This window comes from Pseudomonas sp. ANT_H12B (assembly GCF_008369325.1).
Classification (GTDB): Bacteria; Pseudomonadota; Gammaproteobacteria; order Pseudomonadales; family Pseudomonadaceae; genus Aquipseudomonas.
On the sequence record NZ_VOBI01000010.1, the window covers coordinates 204,832 to 227,308 of the forward strand.

At 60.3% G+C, this 22,477-nt stretch carries 22 protein-coding genes; 13 read left to right on the forward strand and 9 right to left on the reverse strand.

Going from position 1 to position 22,477, the window contains the following annotated elements; genetic code table 11:
* Positions 1 to 33 precede the first annotated feature (33 nt).
* Positions 34 to 756, reverse strand: coding sequence for a nicotinate-nucleotide adenylyltransferase (gene nadD, locus FQ185_RS17440; RefSeq protein WP_149418485.1), 723 nt, complete (start codon positions 754 to 756; stop codon positions 34 to 36).
* Positions 725 to 1,996 carry a glutamate-5-semialdehyde dehydrogenase gene (locus FQ185_RS17445; protein ID WP_149418486.1) on the reverse strand — a complete coding sequence of 424 codons (1,272 nt, stop codon included), beginning with the start codon at positions 1,994 to 1,996 and terminating at the stop codon, positions 725 to 727. Before FQ185_RS17445 ends, nadD begins: the two co-directional genes overlap by 32 nt.
* Positions 1,997 to 2,185: 189 nt before the next feature.
* Here FQ185_RS17445 and FQ185_RS17450 point away from each other — a divergent pair, with 189 nt between their 5' ends.
* Both FQ185_RS17450 and FQ185_RS17455 read left to right on the forward strand, forming a co-directional pair.
* Complete coding sequence (locus FQ185_RS17450; RefSeq protein WP_149418487.1) at positions 2,186 to 2,884, forward strand: DNA-3-methyladenine glycosylase; 699 nt, start codon at positions 2,186 to 2,188, stop codon at positions 2,882 to 2,884.
* A gap of 173 nt (positions 2,885 to 3,057) precedes the next feature.
* Positions 3,058 to 4,374 (forward strand): bifunctional DedA family/phosphatase PAP2 family protein, encoded by a 1,317-nt coding sequence (locus FQ185_RS17455; RefSeq protein WP_149418488.1) that lies wholly within the window; start codon positions 3,058 to 3,060, stop codon positions 4,372 to 4,374.
* A gap of 26 nt (positions 4,375 to 4,400) precedes the next feature.
* Here the strand turns inward: FQ185_RS17455 and FQ185_RS17460 are convergent, their stop codons facing one another.
* From FQ185_RS17460 to FQ185_RS17470, 3 genes are read right to left on the reverse strand one after another with little or no spacing between them, the layout of a single operon-like run.
* A complete protein-coding gene (locus tag FQ185_RS17460; protein WP_149418489.1) occupies positions 4,401 to 4,991 on the reverse strand; it encodes an LON peptidase substrate-binding domain-containing protein in 591 nt (196 codons plus the stop codon).
* A gap of 10 nt (positions 4,992 to 5,001) precedes the next feature.
* Positions 5,002 to 5,718 (reverse strand): LrgB family protein, encoded by a 717-nt coding sequence (locus tag FQ185_RS17465; RefSeq protein WP_149418490.1) that lies wholly within the window; start codon positions 5,716 to 5,718, stop codon positions 5,002 to 5,004.
* Positions 5,715 to 6,077: a CidA/LrgA family protein gene (locus tag FQ185_RS17470; protein ID WP_149418491.1), complete on the reverse strand. Its 363-nt coding sequence runs from the start codon at positions 6,075 to 6,077 to the stop codon at positions 5,715 to 5,717. The genes FQ185_RS17465 and FQ185_RS17470 overlap by 4 nt, the downstream gene beginning before the upstream one ends.
* Before the next feature lie 198 nt (positions 6,078 to 6,275).
* Here FQ185_RS17470 and FQ185_RS17475 point away from each other — a divergent pair, with 198 nt between their 5' ends.
* The 3 genes from FQ185_RS17475 (at position 6,276) to FQ185_RS17485 (ending at position 9,232) form a co-directional block, all read left to right on the forward strand.
* Complete coding sequence (locus FQ185_RS17475; protein WP_149418492.1) at positions 6,276 to 6,731, forward strand: MaoC family dehydratase; 456 nt, start codon at positions 6,276 to 6,278, stop codon at positions 6,729 to 6,731.
* Positions 6,732 to 6,844: 113 nt separating this feature from the next.
* Positions 6,845 to 8,563, forward strand: a complete 1,719-nt coding sequence (locus FQ185_RS17480; protein ID WP_149418493.1) for a C13 family peptidase — start codon at positions 6,845 to 6,847, stop codon at positions 8,561 to 8,563.
* Between the two features lie 27 nt (positions 8,564 to 8,590).
* Entirely contained in the window at positions 8,591 to 9,232 is a 642-nt protein-coding gene (locus FQ185_RS17485) for an oxidoreductase (protein ID WP_149418494.1), read from the forward strand.
* A gap of 120 nt (positions 9,233 to 9,352) precedes the next feature.
* On the opposite strand, the gene FQ185_RS17490 is transcribed toward FQ185_RS17485, so the two are convergent.
* The 4 genes from FQ185_RS17490 to FQ185_RS17505 all read right to left on the reverse strand — a co-directional run bounded on the left by FQ185_RS17490 (position 9,353) and on the right by FQ185_RS17505 (position 13,705).
* Entirely contained in the window at positions 9,353 to 9,637 is a 285-nt protein-coding gene (locus tag FQ185_RS17490) for a YceK/YidQ family lipoprotein (protein ID WP_149418495.1), read from the reverse strand.
* Positions 9,630 to 10,262: a flavin prenyltransferase UbiX gene (gene ubiX / locus FQ185_RS17495; RefSeq protein ID WP_149418496.1), complete on the reverse strand. Its 633-nt coding sequence runs from the start codon at positions 10,260 to 10,262 to the stop codon at positions 9,630 to 9,632. The genes FQ185_RS17490 and ubiX overlap by 8 nt, the downstream gene beginning before the upstream one ends.
* On the reverse strand, positions 10,259 to 11,608 hold the full coding sequence (mpl, locus tag FQ185_RS17500; RefSeq protein WP_149418497.1) for a UDP-N-acetylmuramate:L-alanyl-gamma-D-glutamyl-meso-diaminopimelate ligase: 1,350 nt from the start codon (positions 11,606 to 11,608) through the stop codon (positions 10,259 to 10,261). The genes ubiX and mpl overlap by 4 nt, the downstream gene beginning before the upstream one ends.
* Before the next feature lie 177 nt (positions 11,609 to 11,785).
* On the reverse strand, positions 11,786 to 13,705 hold the full coding sequence (locus FQ185_RS17505; protein WP_149418498.1) for a sigma-54-dependent Fis family transcriptional regulator: 1,920 nt from the start codon (positions 13,703 to 13,705) through the stop codon (positions 11,786 to 11,788).
* A gap of 309 nt (positions 13,706 to 14,014) precedes the next feature.
* Between FQ185_RS17505 and FQ185_RS17510 the strand changes: the two genes are divergently transcribed.
* The 8 genes from FQ185_RS17510 (at position 14,015) to ppa (ending at position 22,362) form a co-directional block, all read left to right on the forward strand.
* On the forward strand, positions 14,015 to 15,535 hold the full coding sequence (locus FQ185_RS17510) for an aldehyde dehydrogenase family protein (protein WP_149418499.1): 1,521 nt from the start codon (positions 14,015 to 14,017) through the stop codon (positions 15,533 to 15,535).
* A gap of 115 nt (positions 15,536 to 15,650) precedes the next feature.
* Complete coding sequence (eat, locus tag FQ185_RS17515; RefSeq protein WP_149418500.1) at positions 15,651 to 17,099, forward strand: ethanolamine permease; 1,449 nt, start codon at positions 15,651 to 15,653, stop codon at positions 17,097 to 17,099.
* A gap of 51 nt (positions 17,100 to 17,150) precedes the next feature.
* Positions 17,151 to 18,545, forward strand: coding sequence for an ethanolamine ammonia-lyase subunit EutB (locus tag FQ185_RS17520; RefSeq protein ID WP_149418501.1), 1,395 nt, complete (start codon positions 17,151 to 17,153; stop codon positions 18,543 to 18,545).
* Positions 18,546 to 18,553: 8 nt separating this feature from the next.
* Complete coding sequence (gene eutC, locus FQ185_RS17525) at positions 18,554 to 19,378, forward strand: ethanolamine ammonia-lyase subunit EutC (RefSeq protein WP_178113550.1); 825 nt, start codon at positions 18,554 to 18,556, stop codon at positions 19,376 to 19,378.
* Between the two features lie 113 nt (positions 19,379 to 19,491).
* A complete protein-coding gene (locus FQ185_RS17530; RefSeq protein ID WP_149418503.1) occupies positions 19,492 to 19,953 on the forward strand; it encodes an N-acetyltransferase in 462 nt (153 codons plus the stop codon).
* Between the two features lie 292 nt (positions 19,954 to 20,245).
* Positions 20,246 to 20,902, forward strand: coding sequence for a DedA family protein (locus FQ185_RS17535; protein WP_149418504.1), 657 nt, complete (start codon positions 20,246 to 20,248; stop codon positions 20,900 to 20,902).
* Between the two features lie 6 nt (positions 20,903 to 20,908).
* The gene (locus FQ185_RS17540) at positions 20,909 to 21,721 is read left to right on the forward strand and encodes a zinc-dependent peptidase (protein WP_149418505.1); all 813 of its coding nucleotides are present in this window, start codon (positions 20,909 to 20,911) and stop codon (positions 21,719 to 21,721) included.
* Between the two features lie 113 nt (positions 21,722 to 21,834).
* Complete coding sequence (ppa, locus tag FQ185_RS17545; RefSeq protein ID WP_028620880.1) at positions 21,835 to 22,362, forward strand: inorganic diphosphatase; 528 nt, start codon at positions 21,835 to 21,837, stop codon at positions 22,360 to 22,362.
* The last annotated feature ends 115 nt before the right edge of the window (positions 22,363 to 22,477 follow it).

Here is a 22,477-nt window from a genome sequence, read left to right on the forward strand (position 1 = left end):
CACGCGTTCACGTGTTTTGAAGCGCTCCCTTTTTCAGTTCGACGCACGGTAAAGTCCGTGCGCATCGATGTAGGCCAGGACCGCGTCGGGCACCAGGAAACGTACCGACTTACCGCTGGCCAGCAGTTGACGGATCTGGGTGGCGGATACCGCGAGCGGTGTCTGCCAGACGAATGCAATCTGTCCGCTCGGCCCTTTAAGGGCCAGCGGGTCGCTCACCGAGCGTGCCGCCAATAGATTGCGCAATGCATCCGGCGGTTCGCTGTCGGCATCCGGGCGTTGCAGCACCAGGATGTGGCAATGCTGGAGCAACTCTTCCCAGCGGTGCCAAGTGGGCAGTCCGCAAAATGCGTCCCAGCCCAAAAGTAGAAAAACCTGGGTCTCGGCGGCCATTTCGGCGCGCATCAATTCCAGGGTATCGATAGTGTAGGACGGTTTGTCCCGCTGCAATTCGCGGGCGTCCACCACTAACGGCGCCACACCGGCCACCGCGCACTCGACCATCGCCAGACGGTCTTTCGCCGACACCTGCGGCGTACCGCGATGAGGCGGTCTGGCACTGGGCGTCAGACGCAACTCGTCGAGCGCCAGCGATTCGGCGACTTCCAGCGCCCCACGCAAATGGCCGACGTGCACCGGGTCGAAAGTACCGCCCAGCATGCCAATGCGTCGAGGCGCAGGCTCGCTGACGGATTCCTGGGCTGACAGGTCGAAGTCGCCCAAGTCAGACCGACGCCTGGCCGCGCAACTGGCCATCACCGACCACGATGTACTTCTCGCAGGTCAGACCTTCGAGGCCCACCGGGCCGCGGGCGTGCAGCTTATCAGTAGAAATGCCAATCTCGGCACCCAATCCGTATTCGAAGCCATCGGCGAAGCACGTCGGCGTGTTGATCATTACCGAGGACGAATCGACTTCGGCCACGAATCGCCGTGTGTCGGCGAGGTTTTCGCTGACAATCGAATCGGTGTGATGGGAGCCGTACTTGTTGATGTGCTCGATCGCCTGGTCCAGTCCGTCGACCACCCGGATCGAGAGAATGGGCGCCAGGTATTCGGTGTTCCAGTCTTCTTCAGTCGCTGCAGCTGCTTCGATGATCGCCCGCGTGCGTTCGCAACCGCGCAGTTCGACGCCTTTTTCGCGGAACTGTGCAGCCATCGACGGCAGGAAATCTTTGGCAACGCTTTGATCCACCAGCAGCGTTTCCATGGCGCCGCAGATGCCATAACGATAAGTCTTGGCGTTGAAGGCGATGCGCTGGGCTTTCGGCAGATCGGCGTGGGCGCTGACGTAAACGTGACAGATGCCGTCCAGATGCTTGATCACCGGCACGCGAGCATCGCGGCTGACCCGTTCGATCAGACCACGGCCACCACGGGGCACGATGACGTCCACGTATTCAGGCATGGTAATCAGCGCGCCAACAGCGGCACGATCGGTGGTTTCGACCACTTGCACCACAGCGGCCGGCAGATCGGCTTCGGCCAGGCCGCGCTGGATGCAGGCGGCAATGGCACGGTTGGAATGAATCGCCTCGGAACCGCCACGCAGGATGGTCGCGTTGCCAGACTTCAGGCACAGGCTGGCGGCATCGATGGTCACGTTCGGCCGGGACTCGTAAATGATCCCGATCACACCCAGCGGCACGCGCATCTTGCCGACCTGAATGCCCGACGGCCGGAAACTCATGTCGCGGATCGCCCCGACCGGGTCCGGCAACGCCGCCACCTGACGCAGGCCGACGATCATGCCGTCAATACGCTCCGGGGTCAGCGCCAGACGTTCCAGCAGCGCAGGCTCAAGGCCATTGACGCGGCCAGCCGCCAGATCCAGCTCATTGGCAGCCGTCAGCTCGACGCGTGCTGCGTCCAACGCATTGGCCGCAGCCTGCAAGGCGCGGTTTTTCTGCGCGGTGCTGGCACGGCCGATGACGCGAGAAGCTTCGCGGGCAGCGCGACCCAATCGGGTCATGTAGTCAAGAACGGACTCAGTCATGGTCTGGAGTGGTCTTTGCTAAGGTCTTGGTAAAGAGTAAAGCGGCAGATTATAGCTGTCGCGTCCCCCGACTAACAGCGGTGACGGGCGGATGGTCGAAATGGAGGGCAATTTGCCGACGTTCAGCCGTGATTAAGCTGCAAATTGTTATCATCGCGACTCAATCAGCCCTGATTAACACTGTTCATCATGTCCAACCTGACTGTTCCCGCGTCCACTTCAAGCCTGCCTGCCGGACTTCCGGACGCGTTTTTCGACCGGGACGCCCAGACATTGGCCCGGGATTTACTCGGCAAAGTCATCCGTCACCGGGTCGGCGACCTGTGGCTTAGCGCCCGGATCATCGAAACCGAAGCCTATTACTTTGAAGAGAAAGGCAGCCACGCCTCGCTCGGTTACACAGAAAAACGTAAGGCTTTGTTTCTGGATGGCGGCCATATCTATATGTATTACGCCCGGGGCGGCGACTCGCTGAATTTCAGCGCTATGGGGCCGGGGAACGCCGTGCTGATCAAATCCGCTTATCCGTGGGTCGATGAGTTGAGCGGGCCGGCGAGCCTGGCGCAGATGCTGTTGAACAATCCCGACGCCCAAGGCCGCCCTCGCCCCTCGCAAAAACTCTGCGCCGGGCAGACATTGCTCTGCAAAGCACTGGGCCTGAAGGTGCCGGTCTGGGACGCCAAGCGCTTCGACCACGACGTGCTACTGGTGGAGGATATCGGGCCGGCACCGGCCCATATCATCCAGACCACACGTCTGGGCATCCCTCATGGCCGCGACGAACACCTGATGTACCGCTTCGTCGATGGCGCCTACGCGCCTTATTGCACGCGGAACCCGCTGCGACGAGGGCAGGTCGAAGGTCGCGATTATTTTTTGCTGTCCTGAACAATGAAAATCCCATGTGGGGAGCATGCTCGCGATAGTGGCCTTTCAGTTGATACTTATGTTGCCTGATACACCGCTATCGCGAGCAAGCTCGCTCCCACAGAGGATCTGTAGAGTTTTGAACATTGCGTTCGTCCCTCTGGACCAAGTGATTATTCAATGGAGTTGTTTTTATGGGCCCATGGCTCGATAGCGTGACCGGCTGGTTGACGGTCAATCCACAATGGCTGGCCGCCGCGGTGTTCATAGTGGCCTTTGTGGAATGCCTGGCGATTGCCGGGTTGGTCGTACCCGGCACGGTGCTGCTGTTTGCCGTGGCGGTCCTGGCCGGCAGTGGCGCGCTGTCGTTGGGTGAAACATTGCTGCTGGGGTTTCTCGCCGGTGTGCTGGGGGACATCGTTTCGTACTTTATCGGGCGACATTTCCATCAGAACATCCGGCGCCTGCCAGGCCTGCGCCATCATCCGGAATGGATTGCCGGCGCCGAAGCGTATTTCCAGCGCTACGGCATCGCCAGCCTGTTGGTCGGACGTTTCATCGGCCCATTGCGGCCCATGCTGCCGATGGTCGCGGGGATGTTCGACATGCCCTTCCCGCGCTTCGCCGCCGTCAGCCTGCTGGCCACCGCCGGCTGGAGCGTTGCCTACCTGCTGCCCGGCTGGGCCACGGGTGCGGCGATTCGCTTGCCGTTACCGGAAGGTTTCTGGCTTCAGGCCGGGATCGTCGCCGGCAGTATCGCGGTGATGGTGGGGTTGAGTGCAACCAGCAGCTTGCGGCGTCATCGCAAGGCCACGGTGTTTATTACCGGTATGAGTTTCCTGATTCTGGCAGGGCTGTTTATCGGCTTCCCGCACCTGACCGCGCTCGACCAAGGCGTGATGACCCTGGTGCAGGAGCACCGCAGCCCGATGCTCGATGAGGTGGCCGTGGTCTTCACGCTGATCGGCGAGTTCCGCAACATGCTGATATTCAGCGCCCTGCTGACAGCCTTGTTGCTGCTGACTCGACAATGGCGGCAAGCGATCTTTGCCTGCAGCACCCTGCTGTTCACCGCGCTGGGCAACACCGTGACCAAACACTTTTTCGCTCGCGTGCGCCCGGAAGTATTGAGCGACCCACTGACCAGTTACAGCATGCCAAGCGGTCATGCGTCGGGGTCCTTCGCGCTATTTCTGACCCTCGCGGTGCTGGCCGGGCGCGGGCAACCACCGCGGATGCGCTTGACGTGGTTGCTGGTAGGTTGTTTGCCGGCGCTGGCGATTGCCCTGTCGCGGGTGTATCTGGGGGCGCACTGGCCAACGGACGTGCTGGCCGGAGCGATACTGGCGGCATGCGTGTGTGCGGCGTGCTTGTGGCTGAGTCAGTGTCAGACATCACTCAATGCCATGCCGCCCAAAGTCTGGTGGCTGGTATTGCCGGCGATGGTGGCATTGTTCGGGTTCTTTGCCCTGAGACATTTGCCGCATACGATGCTGCGCTACGCCTACTGACGCCGGATCACTTGCAGCAGCTGCGTCTAGGCAAACAATTCGCCTTGCAGTTCATCCAATAGCGCCTGAATCGCATCCAGCCGCTGCTGCGGATCATCGAGTTGCAGCAGGTCGATCTTGTCTACCTCGGCAAACGGCAGCAGGTACGCCAGCTGATTGGCCAGCGACTGTTGCCCGGTCGCTTCGGTGCCCATGTTCAACGCTTCGACCATCGGATGTTCCGCCAGGGCCTGGAGCAGTGCGACCAGGTCGGCGTCCTCATCCTGCAACGGCTGCTCGGGCTCGTCTTCCAGCCACTCGACCTCGGCGACGGTCAGCTGATCGCGCTGAGTCTCGGTGCGCAACACGTGGAAACGCCGTCCACCCTGCACCCGAATGCCCAGCAGGCCGTTGTCCTGCTGCTTGAAATCAGTGATCAGCGCCTCGCATCCGACCAACGCATAACCCGCCGGGGCGATGCCGACCTCTTCGCCGTCGAGTATGCACACCACGCCAAAGCCGCCGCCCTGTTTCATGCAGCGGCTGATCATATCCAGGTAGCGCGCCTCGAAGATCTGCAAGTCGAGGATGCAGCCAGGAAACAGCACCGTGTTCAGCGGAAAAAGCGGCAAGCTCATAGACATTTCCTTACACCACCATCGACACCGCCAACGGCAGGAAAACCGCCGTGGCCACGCCCATCAGACTCATCGCCAGCGCCGCAAAGGCGCCGCACTCCTCACTTTCCTGCATCGCCACCGCCGTGCCGACCGCGTGGGCGGTCATGCCCAGTGCCATGCCGCGGGCTTCGGCGCTGTGGACGCCGAGCCGGGTCAAAAGCGCCGGGCCGAAGATCGCGCCGATCACGCCGGTGATCAGCACGAAGACCGCCGCCAGCGCCGCGACGCCACCGATCTGCTCGGCCACCAGCATGGCAATCGGCGACGTCACCGACTTGGGTGCCATGGTCATCAGGATCATGTGTTCGGCACCGAACCACCAGCCCAACAACACGCCCATTCCCGTGGCAACCACACCGCCTATCACCAGCGTAGTAAATATCGGCCAGAACAACTGCCGAATCCTTCGCAGATTGAGGTACAGCGGCACCGCCAGGGCAACCGTTGCCGGCCCGAGCAAGATACTGAGGATCTCGGTGCTCTTGCGGTACTCGGCGTAGGTCAGGCCACAGCCTACCAAAACGCCAATCACCAGCAGCATCGAGACCAGCACCGGCTGCAGAAAGATCCAGCGGGTTTTTTCAAACGCCGCCAACACCAGTTGATACGCACCCAGGGTAATACCGATGCCGAACAACGGATGATGAATCACCGACGCCCAGGCGCCGTGCCAGTCGAAGATCATTGGCTGTCCTCAGGATGAGCGTGACGCTTGACCATGCGCTGCATCAGCACACCGGCAAACGCCAGGGACAGCACCAGCGACAACACCAGCGCGCCGACAATGGCCCAGAAATCTGCCGCGATGTCGGCCGCGTAAACCATCACGCCCACGGCGGGCGGCACCAACAGCAAAGGCAGGTAACGCAGCAGACTGCTGGCCGCGAGGCTCAGCGGCTCGCCGACCTGACCACGGCAGATCAGGTACACCAGCAACAGCAGCAGGCCGACAATCGGCCCCGGCAGCACCGGTAAAAACAAATGATTGATGGCTGTGCCCAGCAATTGGAACAGCACGAGCCAGGTCAGGCCACGTAACAACATCCTTCCTCTCCCGCAAAACTTATCTCCCGCAGTGGCGGGCCAAGCATTATAAGCACGTCAACGCTATGGATCGGCATTCGCCAAAAGCATGGTCAGTTGACCGGAGCCATTTGCCATGTTGATCTAAAGTGGTAATCCGGGCGGCCAAATCCCCCCACCTCAAAACTAAAAATACCGATGAACCCAAGGAGAGTCTCAATGCCCTATGTTCCCGTTGCAGAGCTCAAAGATTATGTCGGCAAGGAACTTGGACGTTCCGAATGGCTCACCATCGATCAGGCGCGCATCAACCTGTTCGCTGAAGCCACCGGGGATTATCAGTTCATCCATGTCGACCCGGTCAAAGCCGCGCAAACGCCATTTGGCAGCACCATTGCCCACGGTTTTCTGTCACTGTCGCTGATCCCCAAACTGATGGAAGACATCCTCATCCTCCCTGAAGGGGTGAAGATGGTGGTCAACTACGGTCTGGACAGCGTTCGTTTCATCCAGCCAGTGAAGGTCAATTCCCGGGTGCGACTCAAGGTCGACATGAACGAAGTCACCGAGAAAAAACCCGGTCAATGGCTGCTCAAAGCCACCGCCACACTGGAAATCGAAGGGTCGGACAAACCGGCGTATATCGCCGAACCGCTGTCCCTCTGCTTCGTGTAAACCATCCCGGATGCGAAGCAGCTCACGCTGTTTCGCGCCCTCGGCTGTTTTCCCGTCTATATAAGGTCATAGAGCTGCGGCATACTCGGTCGCCTAATTGCCCGGATCCTGCTATGCGCTCACTTGCTCTCCTCGCTTTGACCCTACTGCTCAGCGCTTGCGGCGATGGTGAATCGCTGTTGCCCCCCGACGCCCGCCTGCCGGACGGCGGACGTTATCGTGGCGACCTGGTCAACGGGCTGCTGCAAGGTCAGGGCCGCATCGACTACCCGAACGGCAGCTGGTACGCCGGCGACTTCGACAAGGGTCAATGGCACGGCCAGGGTGAGTGGCACGGCAGCAATGGCGAGGCCTATCGCGGCCTGTTCAATCAGGGCTTGTTCGACGGCCAAGGCACGCTGACCACCACTGGCAGCAGCTACACCGGCGGTTTCAAACTCGGTCGGCGTGACGGTGAAGGCACTCTCAAAGAAAGCGGCATGACCTACCGCGGCGAATTCAAGGCCGATCAATATTCAGGGCTCGGTCGTCTCGAACTCGAAGACGGCAGCTCGTATCAGGGCCAGTTCGCCCACGGCAAACCCAACGGCGAAGGCCAGCGCGGCGACGCCAGTGGCAATCAGTTCACCGGGCATTTCGTCAACGGTCAACTGGAAGGCAATGGCACGTTCAACAGCGCCGACGGCGACATCTATGTCGGCGGCTTCAAGAATAATCAACTGCACGGCAAGGGCCGCTACGAGAACGCCGACGGCGATGTCTGGCTCGGTCAGTTCAAGGAAGGATCGCTGAACGGTAAAGGCGAGATGATCGGTGCCGACGGCAGCCACTACATCGGCCAGTTCAGCGACTGGCGTTTCACCGGGCAAGGGCGACTGAACCTGCCCGACGGCAGCTTCTACATCGGCCAGTTTGACAGCGACAATTATCAGGGCCACGGCACGCTGGTGCTGACTGATGGCACGGTGCTGAACGGCAGCTGGATCAATGGCCAGCGCGTGCGCGACGCCGAGGGCAAGTTGCTGCCCGACACGCTCGAGCTCGGTTTACTGGCTCAGGGTCGCTTGCTCGACGATGCACTGCTCAATTTGCCGGCCTCGACCCCGGCGGTGGAGCTCTACACCCTGACGGTCGGTGGTGACGGCAAGCAGAGCGTCTTCCTGCGCGAATCCGATTACGTCAGCAACATGCTCAGCAGCCGCTTCGGTGCGTTCGGCCAGATCCGCCTGGTGAACCATCGCGACCACCTCGTCGACCGGCCGATGGCCACCCGGGAAAGCCTGCGTCGCGCGGCCCTGACCCTGGCCGAACGCAGTGGCCCGGAAGATTTGATTTTCATCTACCTGACCAGCCACGGCACCAGCGAACACGAACTGGTGCTCGACCAGCCACGCATGGAGCTGGCCGATCTGCCGGCCGACGAGCTCGCCGCCGTCCTCGCGCCCCTGAAGAACCGCGACAAAATCATCGTGATTTCGTCCTGCTACTCCGGCGGCTTCATCCCGGCCCTCAAGGATGAACGCACCCTGATCATGACCGCCTCACGCGCTGACCGGGTATCGTTCGGCTGCTCGGAAGAAGCCAATTTCACCTACTTCGGCGACGCCCTGTTCGCCCAGGCGCTGAACCAGACCGATGACCTGGAACAAGCCTTCAAACTGGCCAAGGCCAACGTTGCCGAACGCGAGCTGGCCGACAACTTCGAAGCCTCTGAACCGCAGATCTGGGCGCCGAAAACCGTCCTCTCTCACTGGCAGCTGTTACGCAAACAGCAGGCACGAAAAGCACTACAAAGTGTCTCTATCAGCAGCAAGGATGCAAAGAGCAACTAAGCTGAATAGTATCAAGGGGGAAACACTATGTACTTGACGCCTCAGCACGTATTGCTTGCCGGAGCTACCGGGTTAACCGGTGAACATTTGCTTGATCGCCTGCTCAATGAGCCAACGATCACAAGGGTATTGGCACCTTCACGGCGGCCACTGGCCGAGCATCCCCACCTTGAAAACCCCGTCGGTGACCCGGCGGTGTTTCTGCCGCAATTGAATGGTCGTGTCGACATCGCTTACTGCTGCCTGGGTACCACCATCAAGCAAGCCGGTTCGGAACAGGCGTTTCGCGCGGTGGACCTGGACATGGTGGTGGCGTTCGCCAAACGTGCACGGGAGATGGGCGCTCGGCACCTGATCGTGATCAGTGCCTTGGGGGCTGATCGCAGATCCTCGATTTTCTACAACAAGGTTAAAGGCGAGATGGAACACGCATTGCGCGCGCAGGACTGGCCGCAACTGACCATTTGCCGCCCTTCGCTGCTGCTGGGCGATCGCCTTGAGCCGCGTCTGGCCGAGCAATTCGCTGGGCCGTTGTCCCGCTTGATCCCCGGCAAATACCGTGGCATCGAAGCCTGCCAACTAGCCCGTGCCATGTGGCGACTGGCGCTGGAAGAGCAGAATGGAGTGCGGATTGTCGAGTCGGATGAGTTGAGAAAGCTCGGCAAATAATCACCTAGCACAGATCATTCTCACGCTCCGCGTGGGAATGCAGCCCGGGACGCCCCGTGTCCCAAAGCGGACGCAGAGTGTCCATTGAGGCGTTCCCACGCAGAGCGTGGGAACGATCTGTCAGAGACCGCCTGTAGCCTGAAAACTGACGCCGATCACCGTGAGCAACGACAACGGCAACAGCAGCGTATCGAGCAACGCGCTGGCCGGCAGGTCGATGCCAGGATAGCTCGGTGCTTCTGCGCCGAAGCGGTCCATGGCGCAGCAACCGCCGTTCATGGCATACAAATCCAGCCGGGTCCCCGAATACACCACTGGCGCCCCGGGTTTGGCGGCATCGAGCGTGCGCGCCGTGGCGCAGCCAGCCAATTGCAACGCCAGCACAATCGTCAGCAGCTTATTCATCGCTGGTCAGATGGTGTTCGCCCCAACGCGGCAGCATGTCTTGTGGAATGTTCAGCAGGTTGAGAATCCGCGCCACGACGAAGTCGATCAGGTCATCGATGGTCTGCGGCTGATGATAAAAGCCCGGTGATGCCGGCAAAATCGTCACGCCCATGTTCGACAACTTGAGCATGTTCTCCAGATGAATGCTCGAATACGGCGCCTCACGCGGCACCAGGATCAGCTGGCGGCGCTCCTTCAACGTCACATCAGCAGCGCGCTCGATCAGGTTGTTACAGGCACCTGTTGCAATGGCCGACAAGGTCCCGGTGGAACACGGCACCACCACCATCGCCGCCGGCGAGCCGGAACCCGAGGCCACCGGCGACATCCAGTCTTCTTTGCCGTACACGCGAATCTGCCCGGCGGCAGCGCCAGTGTATTCGGTGAGGAAGGCCTGCATCATCTGGGTTTTTGGCGGCAGCGTAACGTCAGTTTCGGTGGCCATCACCAGTTGCGCCGCCTTGGAGATCAGGAAGTGCACCTCGCGGTCTTCGCGGATCAGGCAGTCCAGCAGTCGCAAACCGTACTGGGCGCCCGAAGCGCCGGTCATCGCCAGCGTAATGCGTTCCGGGCCGTTGTTCATTTCAGCGCCTCGGCGAGTTTGCCGTGCAGGCCGCCGAAGCCGCCGTTGCTCATGATCACCACGTGGGTGCCGGGCTGGGCCTGGCTTTTCACGCGCTCGATAATGCCTTCCAGCGATTCGCTGACGATCGACGGCACCGTGCACAACGCAGCGGTAGCCCCCAGATCCCAACCGAGGTTGGCCGGCGCATACCAGATCACCTGATCGGCATCGACCACGCTTTCCGGTAAGCCGTCGCGGTGAGCGCCGAGTTTCATGGAGTTGGAGCGCGGCTCGATGATCGCAATCAATGGTGCATCGCCGATGCGCTTGCGCAGACCGTCGAGGGTCGTCGCAATAGCCGTCGGATGGTGAGCGAAGTCGTCATAGATGGTAATGCCACGGACCTCCGCGACTTTCTCCATCCTGCGCTTGACGCTTTTGAATGCGCTCAGCGCCGCGATGCCCATCGAAGGTACGACGCCGACATGGCGCGCCGCAGCCAACGTGGCCAGCGCGTTCGCGACGTTGTGTTGGCCGGTCATGTCCCACTCGACCACGCCTTGGGCCACACCTTCGAACATCACTTCGAACTTCGAACCGTCTTCGCTATGTAGCTTGACCTGCCACTGACCGCCTGTTCCGGTGGTTTGTACCGGGGTCCAGCAGCCCATCTCGATGACGCGCTGCAAAGCAGGCTCGGTGGTCGGATGGATCACTAGGCCTTCGCTCGGGATGGTCCGCACCAAATGGTGGAACTGCCGCTCGATGGACGGGAGATCCGGGAAGATGTCGGCATGATCGTACTCAAGGTTGTTGAGGATCGCCGTCCGCGGGCGGTAATGAACGAACTTGGAGCGCTTGTCAAAGAACGCGCTGTCGTACTCGTCGGCTTCGATCACGAAGAACGGCGTGTCGCCCAGACGCGCCGAGACCGAGAAATTCTGCGGTACGCCGCCGATCAGGAAACCCGGGCTCATGCCCGCGTGCTCCAGTACCCAGGCGAGCATGCTGCTGGTGGTGGTCTTGCCGTGCGTACCGGCGACGGCCAGCACCCAGCGACCTTGCAGCACGTGATCAGACAGCCATTGCGGGCCAGATACGTAAGGCAGGCCTTTGTTCAGCACGTACTCGACGGCCGGATTGCCGCGCGACATGGCGTTGCCGATCACCACCAGGTCGGGGGCCGGATCGAGTTGCGCCGGGTCGTAACCTTGGGTCAACTCAATGCCCTGAGCCTCAAGCTGAGTGCTCATCGGCGGATAGACATTGGCATCGGAGCCCGTCACGTGATGGCCCAGCTCTTTGGCCAGAACCGCCATCGAACCCATGAAAGTGCCGCAGATACCAAGAATATGAATGTGCATAGTCGACCTCGTAAACATGGCCGCAGGTTAGCGTAGGGTGGGGAAAATCGCACTCTTTAGCTGTAAGCCGCTCGTTCCCACGCTCCGCGTGGGAATGCAGCAAGGGACGCTCTGCGTCCCAGAAGCGGACGCGGAGCGTCCGGGAGGCATTCCCACGCGGAGCGTGGGAACGATCAGTCACGCAGAGCGGGCGATGCCGTGTTTACGCAGCTTCCGATAAAGCGTGTTACGGCTGACGCCAAGTTGTTCAGCCGTATTAGTCATATGCCAACGCATTTGCTCCAGCGCATTCAACAACGCCAACCGTTCTGCATCATCCAACGGATGCTCGGACGCTTCCTCAACCACTACCGCTACCGCCGGCCGAGCCTGGCGAATCATCGCTGGCAAATCCTCCAGCCCGATTCGCCCGCCGTCACACAGCGCCGCCAACGTACGCAGCACATTGCGCAACTGCCGCACGTTCCCCGGCCAGGAGAAGGCCAACAACGCCTGGCGTGCCGGACTGTCGATCAGCACGGTTTCCCCGCCCGCCTCCTCGGCCAGCAAAAAGTCGAGCAGTTGGGATTTATCCGTGCGATCACGCAACGCTGGTAAAGCTACTTCCAGCCCATTGAGCCGGTAATACAAATCTTCGCGGAAGCTGCCGTCCTGCACCCGCGCCAGCAAATCACGGTGAGTGGCGCTGATGATCCTCACATTGACCGATTCCGGCTCGCCGCCGATCGGCACCACCTGACGATCTTCCAGCACCCTTAATAGCCGGGTCTGCAAGGCCAGGGGCATGTCGCCGATTTCATCGAGGAACAAGGTCCCGCCATCGGCCTGTTGCAACTTGCCGCGCATGCCTTCCTTGCGTGCGCCGGTAAAGCTGCCGCCGCGATAGCCAAACAGTTCGCTCTCGATCAGGCTTTCGGGGATGGCGGCGCAGTTGAGGGCGACGAAGGCTTTTTCTGCTCGCAGGCTGGCCTGGTGGACGGCTTTGGCAAACGCTTCTTTGCCGGATCCGGTTTCGCCGTTGATCAGTAGTGGTACGTCCCGCTCGAACACACGCAAGGATTTGCGGAAGTCTTCCTGCAACCCGGTGTCGCCCAGACAAATGCCCGCCAAGCGCGAAGGTTCGGCGATCACCGGGCTTTGCACCACCGGCATCGGAATGCTGCGTGGCTGCCCGCGCAACACGGCAAACAAATTCCGTCCGTCACGCGTGCGCAATGGCCAACTGGCGTTGGCATTGACGCTTGCGCGACCGAGCAACTCATCCAGCGAGCAATCGAAAAACGCCTCCACCGGTTTGCCCAGCAACCCGCCGCGAATATGCCCCAACAGGTTCAACGCACTTTGGTTGACGGCACTGATCCGCCCTTCCCCGTCAAACGCCAGTAACCCTTCGCTGAACAACCCGACGGATTCGGCCTGAAGGTGAAAACGCAGCAACCATTGATTGTCGAAGTAACGCAGGAAATAGCAGCTCTCGATCATCTTCGCCGAAAGATTGACCAGGGCCATGGTGTGGAACTGGCTCTGCCGCGAGACTTCGTGACGCGCCGAGGACACGTCTAGCACCGCCAGCAGTTCGCCGTGGGGGTCGAACACCGGGCTCGCCGAGCAGGTCAGCCCGGTGTGACGGCCGCGAAAGTGCTCGTCCTGGTGGATGGTCAGGGACTGACGCTCCACCAGACAGGTGCCGATGCCGTTGGTGCCTTCGCAGGCTTCACTCCAGTCAGCGCCGAGCCAGAGGCCGGCGCGCTCGAAAATCTTACTTTCGGCCGGCGCGGTGACGCAATTGAGGATCACGCCGCGGGCGTCAGTCAGCAGCACCGCGTGGCCGGCGCCGGAAAGTTGCTGATGAAGGCTGGTCATTTCGTTGCCGGCGATGTGCAGCACTTGCTGCAAGCGCTCGCGGCTTTCGAGGACGCGGCCATGCTCCAGCACCGTCGGTGCGATAGTCAGGGCCGGGTCGAGATGATAGTCCTCAAGACAGCGCAGCCAGGAACGGGCAATCGACGGATCGCTGCCGGGCCCGTGCAGGTGGGATTTCCCCTGAGTGACGGTCAGGACCTGCTGGGCATGGCGACTCAAATGGTTGTCGTGCATTTCTTATTGTTCTCCCCGCAGGATCTGGCTCGCTTCTATGTAGCAACTGCCGAAGCCGAGCATCCTCCAGCCGGGCAGGTATTGCAATGCTGGCAAGACTGTCCAGTCACAGCCTGTGCCACAAACGGTACAAAGTGTCACGCAGGCTGTACCGAAACCGTCACAGGCTGCGCCCGCTTACCCGACAAGAACCTCGCAAGGCCTTGATTTGCCTGACCTGCAAGGCAGTGGCCCGACCTTTGCTCTACGCTTATAGCAAGCGCACAAGCGCGCCTCTCTCATAAGTACAAAAGCCAAGGAGAAAACATCATGCGTTACGCTCACCCCGGTACTGAAGGCGCTATCGTTTCGTTCAAGAGCAAATACGGTAACTACATCGGCGGCGAGTTCGTCGCGCCTGTTAAAGGTCAGTACTTCACCAATACCTCGCCAGTAAATGGCCAACCGATTGCCGAATTCCCGCGTTCCACGGCCGAAGACATCGACAAGGCCCTGGACGCTGCCCACGCCGCTGCCGATGCCTGGGGCGCCACGTCCGTCCAGGCGCGCTCGCTGGTGCTGCTGAAAATCGCCGACCGCATCGAACAGAACCTGGAAGTCCTGGCAATCACCGAATCCTGGGACAACGGCAAAGCCGTTCGCGAAACCCTCAACGCCGACATCCCGCTGGCTGCCGACCATTTCCGCTACTACGCCGGTTGCATCCGCGCCCAAGAAGGCAGCGCCGCCGAGATCGACGGCAACACCGTGGCCTATCACATCCATGAACCGCTGGGCGTGGTCGGGCAGATCATTCCGTGGAACTTCCCGATCCTGATGGCCGCCTGGAAACTCGCCCCGGCCCTGGCGGCCGGTAACTGCGTAGTGCTCAAGCCTGCCGAACAAACGCCGCTGGGCATTACCGTGCTGATGGAGCTGATCGGCGACCTGCTGCCGCCGGGCGTGCTGAACGTGGTGCAAGGCTTCGGCAAAGAAGCCGGTGAGGCCTTGGCCACCAGCAAGCGCATCGCCAAAATTGCCTTCACCGGTTCGACCCCGGTCGGCTCGCACATCATGAAATGCGCCGCCGAAAACATCATTCCGTCCACCGTGGAGTTGGGTGGCAAGTCGCCGAACATCTTCTTCGCCGACATCATGCAAGCTGAAGAAACCTTTATCGAAAAAGCTGCCGAAGGCCTGGTGCTGGCGTTCTTCAACCAGGGCGAAGTCTGCACCTGCCCGTCCCGCGCCTTGGTGCAAGAATCGATCTATGACGACTTCATGAAAGTCGTGATGAAGAAAGTCCTGCAAATCAAACGTGGCGACCCGCTGGACACCGACACCATGGTCGGCGCCCAGGCGTCCGAGCAGCAATTCGACAAAATCCTTTCGTACCTGGAAATCGCCAAGGGCGAAGGCGCCGAGCTGCTGACCGGTGGCAAAGTGGAAAAACTCGAGGGCAACCTGGCGACCGGGTACTACATCCAGCCGACCCTGCTCAAGGGCACCAACAAAATGCGTGTGTTCCAGGAAGAAATCTTTGGCCCGGTGGTGAGCATCACCACCTTCAAGGACGAAGCCGAAGCCCTGGCCATCGCCAATGACACCGAGTTCGGCCTCGGTGCCGGCCTCTGGACCCGCGATATCAACCGCGCCTACCGCATGGGCCGCGCCATCAAGGCCGGTCGTGTGTGGACCAACTGCTACCACCTGTACCCGGCGCACGCCGCATTCGGTGGTTACAAAAAGTCCGGCGTCGGTCGTGAAACCCACAAAATGATGCTCGATCACTACCAGCAGACCAAAAACCTGCTGGTGAGCTACGACATCAATCCGCTGGGCTTCTTCTAAAGCGCCTGTCGCAAGCAAGCCGCTGCCCTTGTGGGAGCGAGCTTGCTTGCACATCAGGCCTTCGCGCCAACCCGGCAATCACGCCGGTCAAAAACAATAAGAACAGGTGAACCCTATGCCTAGCGATCAAGCCAGCGTGCAGCCGGCTACCTCCTCGGTCGACTTTGAAAAAGTCGGCTCCGACTATTTCCAGCAGCGTGAACTGAAAAAAGGTGCGGCAGGCTGGGTCCTGTTGGTCGGGCTCGGTGTGGCCTACGTCATCTCCGGCGATTATGCCGGATGGAACTTCGGCCTGGCCCAAGGTGGCTGGGGCGGTATGTTTCTCGCCACGTTGTTGATGGCGACCATGTACCTGTGCATGTGTTTTTCCCTGGCCGAACTGTCTTCCATGATCCCTACCGCCGGCGGCGGATACGGTTTTGCCCGTAGTGCGTTCGGCCCATGGGGCGGGTTCCTGACCGGAACCGCGATCCTCATCGAATACGCCATCGCCCCAGCGGCGATCGCGGTGTTTATCGGCGCCTATTGCGAGTCACTGTTCGGTATCGGTGGCTGGATGATTTATCTGGCGTTCTACATCATCTTTATTTCCATCCATATTTTCGGCGTCGGTGAAGCCCTGAAACTGATGTTCGTCATCACCGCCGTCGCCGCTCTGGCGCTGGCCGTGTTTCTGGTGGCGATGGTGCCGCACTTCAGCGTCGCCAACCTGCTCGATATCCCGGTGACCGACGCCAAGGGCGCCAGCAGCTTCCTGCCATTCGGCTACGTCGGCGTGTGGGCGGCCATTCCTTACGCGATCTGGTTTTTCCTGGCCGTCGAAGGTGTGCCACTGGCGGCCGAAGAAACCAAAAACCCAAAACGCGACCTGCCCCGCGGGCTGATCGGCGCCATGCTGGTGCTAGCGACCTTTGCCCTGCTGATTCTGGTGATCGGCCCTGGTGGTGCGGGCGCCAATGCCCTGGTGACGTCGGGCAATCCGTTGGTCGAAGCGCTGAGCAAGGCCTATGGCGGCTCGACCTGGATGGGCCACTTCGTCAATCTGGTGGGCCTGGCCGGGCTGATCGCCAGTTTCTTCTCGATCATCTACGCCTACTCGCGGCAGATCTTCGCGCTGTCCCGCGCTGGCTACCTGCCGCGCAAACTCTCCGAGACCAACAAAAGCAAGGCGCCTGTGCTGGCGTTGATCATTCCCGGCATCATCGGGTTCGGGTTGTCGCTGACCGGTCAGGGTGACCTGCTGATTCTGGTAGCGGTGTTCGGCGCCACCATTTCTTATGTCTTGATGATGGCGGCCCACATCACGCTGCGCATTCGGCGCCCCAAAATGGATCGGCCATACCGCACGCCGGGCGGTATCTTCACCTCAGGCGTGGCGTTGGTGCTGGCTTGCATCGCCGTGGTAGCAGGTTTTCTGGTGGATCCGCGCGTGGTGATCGGCGCGGCGATCATCTATGGAGTGTTAATTGCTTACTTTGCTTTCTACAGTCGGCATCACTTGGTAGCAGGCACGCCCGAAGAAGAATTCGCGGCCATTCAGAAAGCTGAAGAAGCCCTGCACTAACGGCCAGAAATCACGGCGCAGGCCCTGTCTGCGCCGTCACGGAGAATCTGTATGGCAAGTTTTGCTCACACGGTCGGCGCCCAGACCTACCGCTTCGCCAGCCTCAAGGAGGTCATGGCAAAAGCCAGTCCGGCGCGATCCGGGGACTTTCTGGCGGGTGTCGCTGCACTCAACGATGGCGAGCGAGTGGCCGCGCAGATGGCTTTGGCTGACATCCCACTGACTCATTTCCTACAGGAAGTGCTGATTCCTTATGAGGCCGATGAGGTCACCCGGCTGATCATCGATACTCACGACAAACAGGCCTTCGCTACGGTCAGCCACCTCACCGTCGGTGGGTTCCGCGACTGGCTGCTCAGCGACGCTGCCGACGAACAGAGCCTGCGCGCCCTCGCCCCCGGTCTGACCCCGGAAATGGCCGCCGCCGTGTCGAAGATCATGCGCGTGCAGGATCTGGTGCTGGTGGCGCAGAAAATCCGCGTGGTCACCCAGTTCCGCGGCACGATGGGCCTGCGCGGTCGGTTATCCACACGCCTGCAACCGAACCATCCCACCGACGAACCGGCAGGCATCGCCGCGAGCATTCTCGACGGGCTGCTGTACGGCAACGGCGACGCGATGATCGGCATCAACCCGGCCACCGACAGCATCGCCTCGATCTGCGCCATGCTGGAGATGCTCGACGCGATCATTCAGCGCTATGAGATCCCGACCCAGGCCTGCGTACTGACCCACGTCACCACGTCGATTGAAGCGGTGAATCGCGGTGTGCCACTGGACCTGGTGTTCCAGTCGATCGCCGGGACTGAAGCGGCCAATGCCAGTTTTGGTATCAACCTGAATGTGTTGCAGGAAGGCTACGACGCCGGTTTGAGCCTGAATCGCGGCACGCTGGGCCAGAATCTGATGTATTTCGAGACCGGCCAGGGCAGCGCCTTGTCGGCCAACGCCCACCACGGCATCGATCAACAGACCTGCGAAACCCGCGCCTACGCCGTGGCGCGTCATTTCAAGCCGTTCCTGGTGAACACTGTCGTAGGATTCATCGGCCCGGAGTACCTCTACAACGGTAAACAGATCATTCGGGCCGGCCTCGAAGACCATTTCTGCGGCAAGCTCCTGGGCGTGCCAATGGGCTGCGATATCTGCTACACCAACCACGCCGAAGCCGATCAGGACGACATGGACACCCTGCTGACCCTGCTGGGCGTGGCCGGGATCAACTTCATCATGGGCATCCCCGGTTCCGACGACATCATGCTCAACTACCAGACCACTTCGTTCCACGACGCGCTCTACGCCCGCCAGACGCTGGGCCTGAAACCCGCACCGGAGTTCGAACAATGGCTGGCAAAAATGGGCATCTTCACTCAGGCGGATGGCAAGATTCACTTCGGCAACAACCTGCCGCCAGCCTTTCGCCAGGCCATGGCGCAACTGGGATGAGTGTTGAGATGGATAAACCACCTGTTGATCCACAAAATCCATTGCTGGCTCTGCGCCGCCTGACCCCGGCGCGGATTGCCTTGGGCCGCACCGGCACCAGCATGCCAACCAGCGCGCAATTGGATTTCCAGTATGCCCACGCCCAGGCTCGGGATGCGGTGCACTTGCCGTTCGACCATGCCGGGCTCAGCTCGCAACTGGCCGAGTGCGGGCGAGAGAGTTTGCTACTGCACAGCGCGGCCAAGGATCGCGACAGCTATCTGCAACGCCCCGATCTGGGACGAAAGCTAAGTGATGAATCGGCGAAGATCCTGCGCGAATACGCGTCGGCCAATTCTGGCGGTGTAGACCTGGTTATCGTCGTCGCCGATGGTTTATCGGCACTGGCCGTTCATCGTCATACCCTGCCGTTTCTGGCGCGGGTGGAAGAACAGGTTTCAGCTGAGGGCTGGTCTTTGTCTCCAGTGATTCTGGTGGAACAAGGCCGGGTCGCGGTGGCTGACGAGATCGGCGAGCTGCTGGGCGCAAAAATGGTGGTGATCCTGATCGGCGAACGCCCTGGCCTCAGTTCGCCAGACAGCCTGGGGTTATATTTCACCTACAATCCCAAGGTCGGGCTGACGGATGCCTATCGCAACTGCATCTCCAATGTGCGGCTCGAAGGCTTGAGTTATGGCATGGCGGCACACCGATTGCTGTATTTGATGCGCGAGGCCTGCCGACGACAGCTATCGGGGGTCAACTTGAAGGACGAAGCCCAGGTTCAGACACTGGAGTCGGACGCAGGAGCGGCCATGAAAGGTAATTTCCTACTGATTCCGCCGAACTCCTGAACCGTTTCTGCATTGCGCTTCTATTCCCGTTTCAGGCAGGATCGAAGCACGGCTGCCAGGATTTCCCCCTCGCCGTCACCGCGCAAGACAGCCACTTGAAGACGAGACCTACCATGCGGATTATTCAAGCGACCCTCGAACACCTGGACCTGCTGACCCCGTTGTTCGTCAAATATCGCGAGTTTTATGGCTCTCTGGCGTATCCGGACTCGTCCCGGGCGTTCCTCGAAAAACGCCTGCGCCGCAAGGAATCGGTGATCTACCTGGCCCTGGCCGATGATGACAGCAACAAACTGATGGGCTTTTGTCAGTTGTACCCGAGCTTTTCCTCTCTTTCGCTTAAACGCGTGTGGATCCTCAACGACATCTATGTCGCCGAAGAAGCCCGCCGACAACTGGTGGCCGACAATCTGATCCGCACCGCGAAGAAAATGGCCAAGGAAACCAATGCCGTGCGCATGCGGGTTTCCACCAGCAGCAACAACGAAGTTGCGCAAAAAACCTACGAGTCTATCGGGTTCAAGGAAGACACCGAGTTCAAGAACTATGTATTGCCGATCAGCGAAGGCCTCTGATTCGTACCGCAAACTGTGGGAGCGAGCCTGCTCGCGATAGCATCGCCTCGGTGTGACTGACACACCAAGGTGCCTGAATCGCTAGCAGGCTCGACCCCGCAGGAAACGATTACCCCCCCAACCGATATAACTCCATCGACATTCCCGGCTACAAACTCGACGCGCTTTTCACCTCTCAGCCCGTATAATGCCGACCGTTCCGGCTTGTAAGAAAAACTACACCCGTCTGTAGGCTTTCGCGAAGTCATCCGCACAGGCCTGCTGAGTCGGGCCGTCACCACAGGTGCCCTCCATGGATTTCAACCCGCTCGACCTTATCCTGCATCTCGATGTTTACCTCGACTTGCTAGTGAACAACTACGGGCCATGGATCTACGCCATCCTGTTTCTGGTGATTTTCTGCGAAACCGGCCTGGTGGTGATGCCATTCCTGCCGGGCGATTCCCTGCTATTCATTGCTGGCGCCGTAGCGGCCGGCGGCGGTATGGACCCGGTACTGCTGGGCGGCCTGCTGATGCTGGCGGCGATTCTCGGTGACAGCACCAACTACGTGATCGGACGAACCGCAGGAGAGAAACTCTTCAGCAACCCGAACTCGAAAATTTTCCGCCGCGACTATCTGCAACAAACCCATGATTTCTACGACAAGCACGGCGGCAAAACCGTGACGTTGGCGCGTTTCCTGCCGATCATCCGTACCTTTGCCCCGTTCGTCGCCGGTGTGGCGAAAATGCCGTATCCACGTTTTTTCGGCTTCAGCATTCTCGGCACCATCCTGTGGGTCGGCGGCCTGGTCACCCTCGGTTACTTCTTCGGCAACGTACCGTTCATCAAGCAAAACCTGTCGTTGCTGGTGGTCGGTATCATTCTGCTGTCGCTGGTACCGATGATCATCGGCGTCATCCGCAGCCGCTTCGGCAACACCGCGTCCAAAGCCCACCCGCGCTGACTCGCAATGTGGTCCCTTAGCGCCTGGCGTCGCCAGCGCACGCTGGCCAAGCACCCGATTGCCGACGATATGTGGCAGCGGGTGCGCCATCACCTGAGTTTTCTCGATGGCATCAGCGCCGCTGAAGACCAGTGGCTGCGTGAAGCCTGCGTGCTGTTCCTGCAGGACAAACACCTGACCGCCCTCCCCGGCGTCGAACTCCATCAGGAACAACGCCTGCTGCTTGCTGCCCAGGCGCAATTGCCACTGCTGCATCTGGGCGACCTGAACTGGTATCAGGGTTTCCACGAAATCGTCCTCTATCCCGACGACTTTCTCAGCCCTCAGCGCCACCGCGATGCCAGCGGCGTCGAGCACGAATGGGACGGCGAACACAGCGGCGAAGCCTGGCAGCAAGGCCCGATCATCCTCGCCTGGCCCGGCGTGATGGCCAGCGGTGGCTGGGAAGGCTACAACCTGGTGATCCACGAACTCGCGCACAAACTCGACATGCTCAACGGCGACGCCAACGGCCTGCCGCCGCTGCACGCCGACATGCGGGTCAGCGACTGGGCCAAGGTCATGCAAGAGGCCTACGACGACCTCGACCGGCAACTGGAGCGCAATCCCGATGCCGAAACGGCCATCGACCCGTACGCGGCGGAAAACCCCGCCGAGTTCTTCGCCGTCACCAGCGAATACTTCTTCAGCGCCCCGGATTTGCTGCACGAGGCGTATCCTCAGGTGTATGAGCAACTGAAGCTGTTTTATCGTCAGGACCCGCTGGGCCGGCTGCGGCAACTTCTGGCGGAAGACCCGGTCTATCAGGCACACGACTAAGGTCTACAAGACCTCTGGCACATAGCAACGGTGGCGGAATATGCCTATAATCGCCGCCACTTTTTGGTCAATCCGGCCAAGTGTTTTTGGTCAACTAACGGGGGCACCGCCCAATGAGCTACAGCAAGATTCCGGCTGGCAAAGACCTGCCGAACGACATCTACGTCGCGATCGAGATCCCGGCCAACCACGCGCCGATCAAATACGAAATCGACAAAGACAGCGATTGCCTGTTCGTTGACCGTTTCATGGCCACCCCGATGTTCTACCCGGCCAACTACGGTTTCATCCCAAATACCCTGGCTGACGACGGTGACCCCCTCGACGTGCTGGTCGTGACCCCTTACCCGGTTGCTCCAGGCTCGGTTATCCGCGCGCGCCCAGTCGGCATCCTGCACATGACCGACGACGGCGGCGGCGATGCCAAAGTCATCGCAGTCCCACACGACAAGCTGTCCCAGCTGTACGTCGACGTGAAGGAATACACCGATCTGCCACCGCTGCTGCTGGAACAGATCAAGCACTTCTTCGAGAACTACAAAGACCTCGAAAAAGGCAAATGGGTGAAGATCGAAGGTTGGGGCGACGCAGAAGCCGCTCGCACCGAGATCATGAAGTCGGTTGCTGCCTATAAAGGCTGATAGTCGCGACTGACAATCATCTTTAGCAAAGAACCCCGGTTGATCCGGGGTTTTTTGTGGGTACTCGTAAAGCGCCTTAAACGGCACGTTGAACGCATGACTGCATTGGTTTTTC

Bases quoted from the DNA above. Each gene is read 5' to 3' on its own strand.
- nadD (WP_149418485.1), bottom strand. From the start codon at position 756: ATGGCCAGTTGCGCGGCCAGGCGTCGGTCTGACTTGGGCGACTTCGAC.
- FQ185_RS17445 (WP_149418486.1), bottom strand. From the start codon at position 1,996: ATGACTGAGTCCGTTCTTGACTACATGACCCGATTGGGTCGCGCTGCC.
- FQ185_RS17450 (WP_149418487.1), top strand. From the start codon at position 2,186: ATGTCCAACCTGACTGTTCCCGCGTCCACTTCAAGCCTGCCTGCCGGA.
- FQ185_RS17455 (WP_149418488.1), top strand. From the start codon at position 3,058: ATGGGCCCATGGCTCGATAGCGTGACCGGCTGGTTGACGGTCAATCCA.
- FQ185_RS17460 (WP_149418489.1), bottom strand. From the start codon at position 4,991: ATGAGCTTGCCGCTTTTTCCGCTGAACACGGTGCTGTTTCCTGGCTGC.
- FQ185_RS17465 (WP_149418490.1), bottom strand. From the start codon at position 5,718: ATGATCTTCGACTGGCACGGCGCCTGGGCGTCGGTGATTCATCATCCG.
- FQ185_RS17470 (WP_149418491.1), bottom strand. From the start codon at position 6,077: ATGTTGTTACGTGGCCTGACCTGGCTCGTGCTGTTCCAATTGCTGGGC.
- FQ185_RS17475 (WP_149418492.1), top strand. From the start codon at position 6,276: ATGCCCTATGTTCCCGTTGCAGAGCTCAAAGATTATGTCGGCAAGGAA.
- FQ185_RS17480 (WP_149418493.1), top strand. From the start codon at position 6,845: ATGCGCTCACTTGCTCTCCTCGCTTTGACCCTACTGCTCAGCGCTTGC.
- FQ185_RS17485 (WP_149418494.1), top strand. From the start codon at position 8,591: ATGTACTTGACGCCTCAGCACGTATTGCTTGCCGGAGCTACCGGGTTA.
- FQ185_RS17490 (WP_149418495.1), bottom strand. From the start codon at position 9,637: ATGAATAAGCTGCTGACGATTGTGCTGGCGTTGCAATTGGCTGGCTGC.
- ubiX (WP_149418496.1), bottom strand. From the start codon at position 10,262: ATGAACAACGGCCCGGAACGCATTACGCTGGCGATGACCGGCGCTTCG.
- mpl (WP_149418497.1), bottom strand. From the start codon at position 11,608: ATGCACATTCATATTCTTGGTATCTGCGGCACTTTCATGGGTTCGATG.
- FQ185_RS17505 (WP_149418498.1), bottom strand. From the start codon at position 13,705: ATGCACGACAACCATTTGAGTCGCCATGCCCAGCAGGTCCTGACCGTC.
- FQ185_RS17510 (WP_149418499.1), top strand. From the start codon at position 14,015: ATGCGTTACGCTCACCCCGGTACTGAAGGCGCTATCGTTTCGTTCAAG.
- eat (WP_149418500.1), top strand. From the start codon at position 15,651: ATGCCTAGCGATCAAGCCAGCGTGCAGCCGGCTACCTCCTCGGTCGAC.
- FQ185_RS17520 (WP_149418501.1), top strand. From the start codon at position 17,151: ATGGCAAGTTTTGCTCACACGGTCGGCGCCCAGACCTACCGCTTCGCC.
- eutC (WP_178113550.1), top strand. From the start codon at position 18,554: ATGGATAAACCACCTGTTGATCCACAAAATCCATTGCTGGCTCTGCGC.
- FQ185_RS17530 (WP_149418503.1), top strand. From the start codon at position 19,492: ATGCGGATTATTCAAGCGACCCTCGAACACCTGGACCTGCTGACCCCG.
- FQ185_RS17535 (WP_149418504.1), top strand. From the start codon at position 20,246: ATGGATTTCAACCCGCTCGACCTTATCCTGCATCTCGATGTTTACCTC.
- FQ185_RS17540 (WP_149418505.1), top strand. From the start codon at position 20,909: ATGTGGTCCCTTAGCGCCTGGCGTCGCCAGCGCACGCTGGCCAAGCAC.
- ppa (WP_028620880.1), top strand. From the start codon at position 21,835: ATGAGCTACAGCAAGATTCCGGCTGGCAAAGACCTGCCGAACGACATC.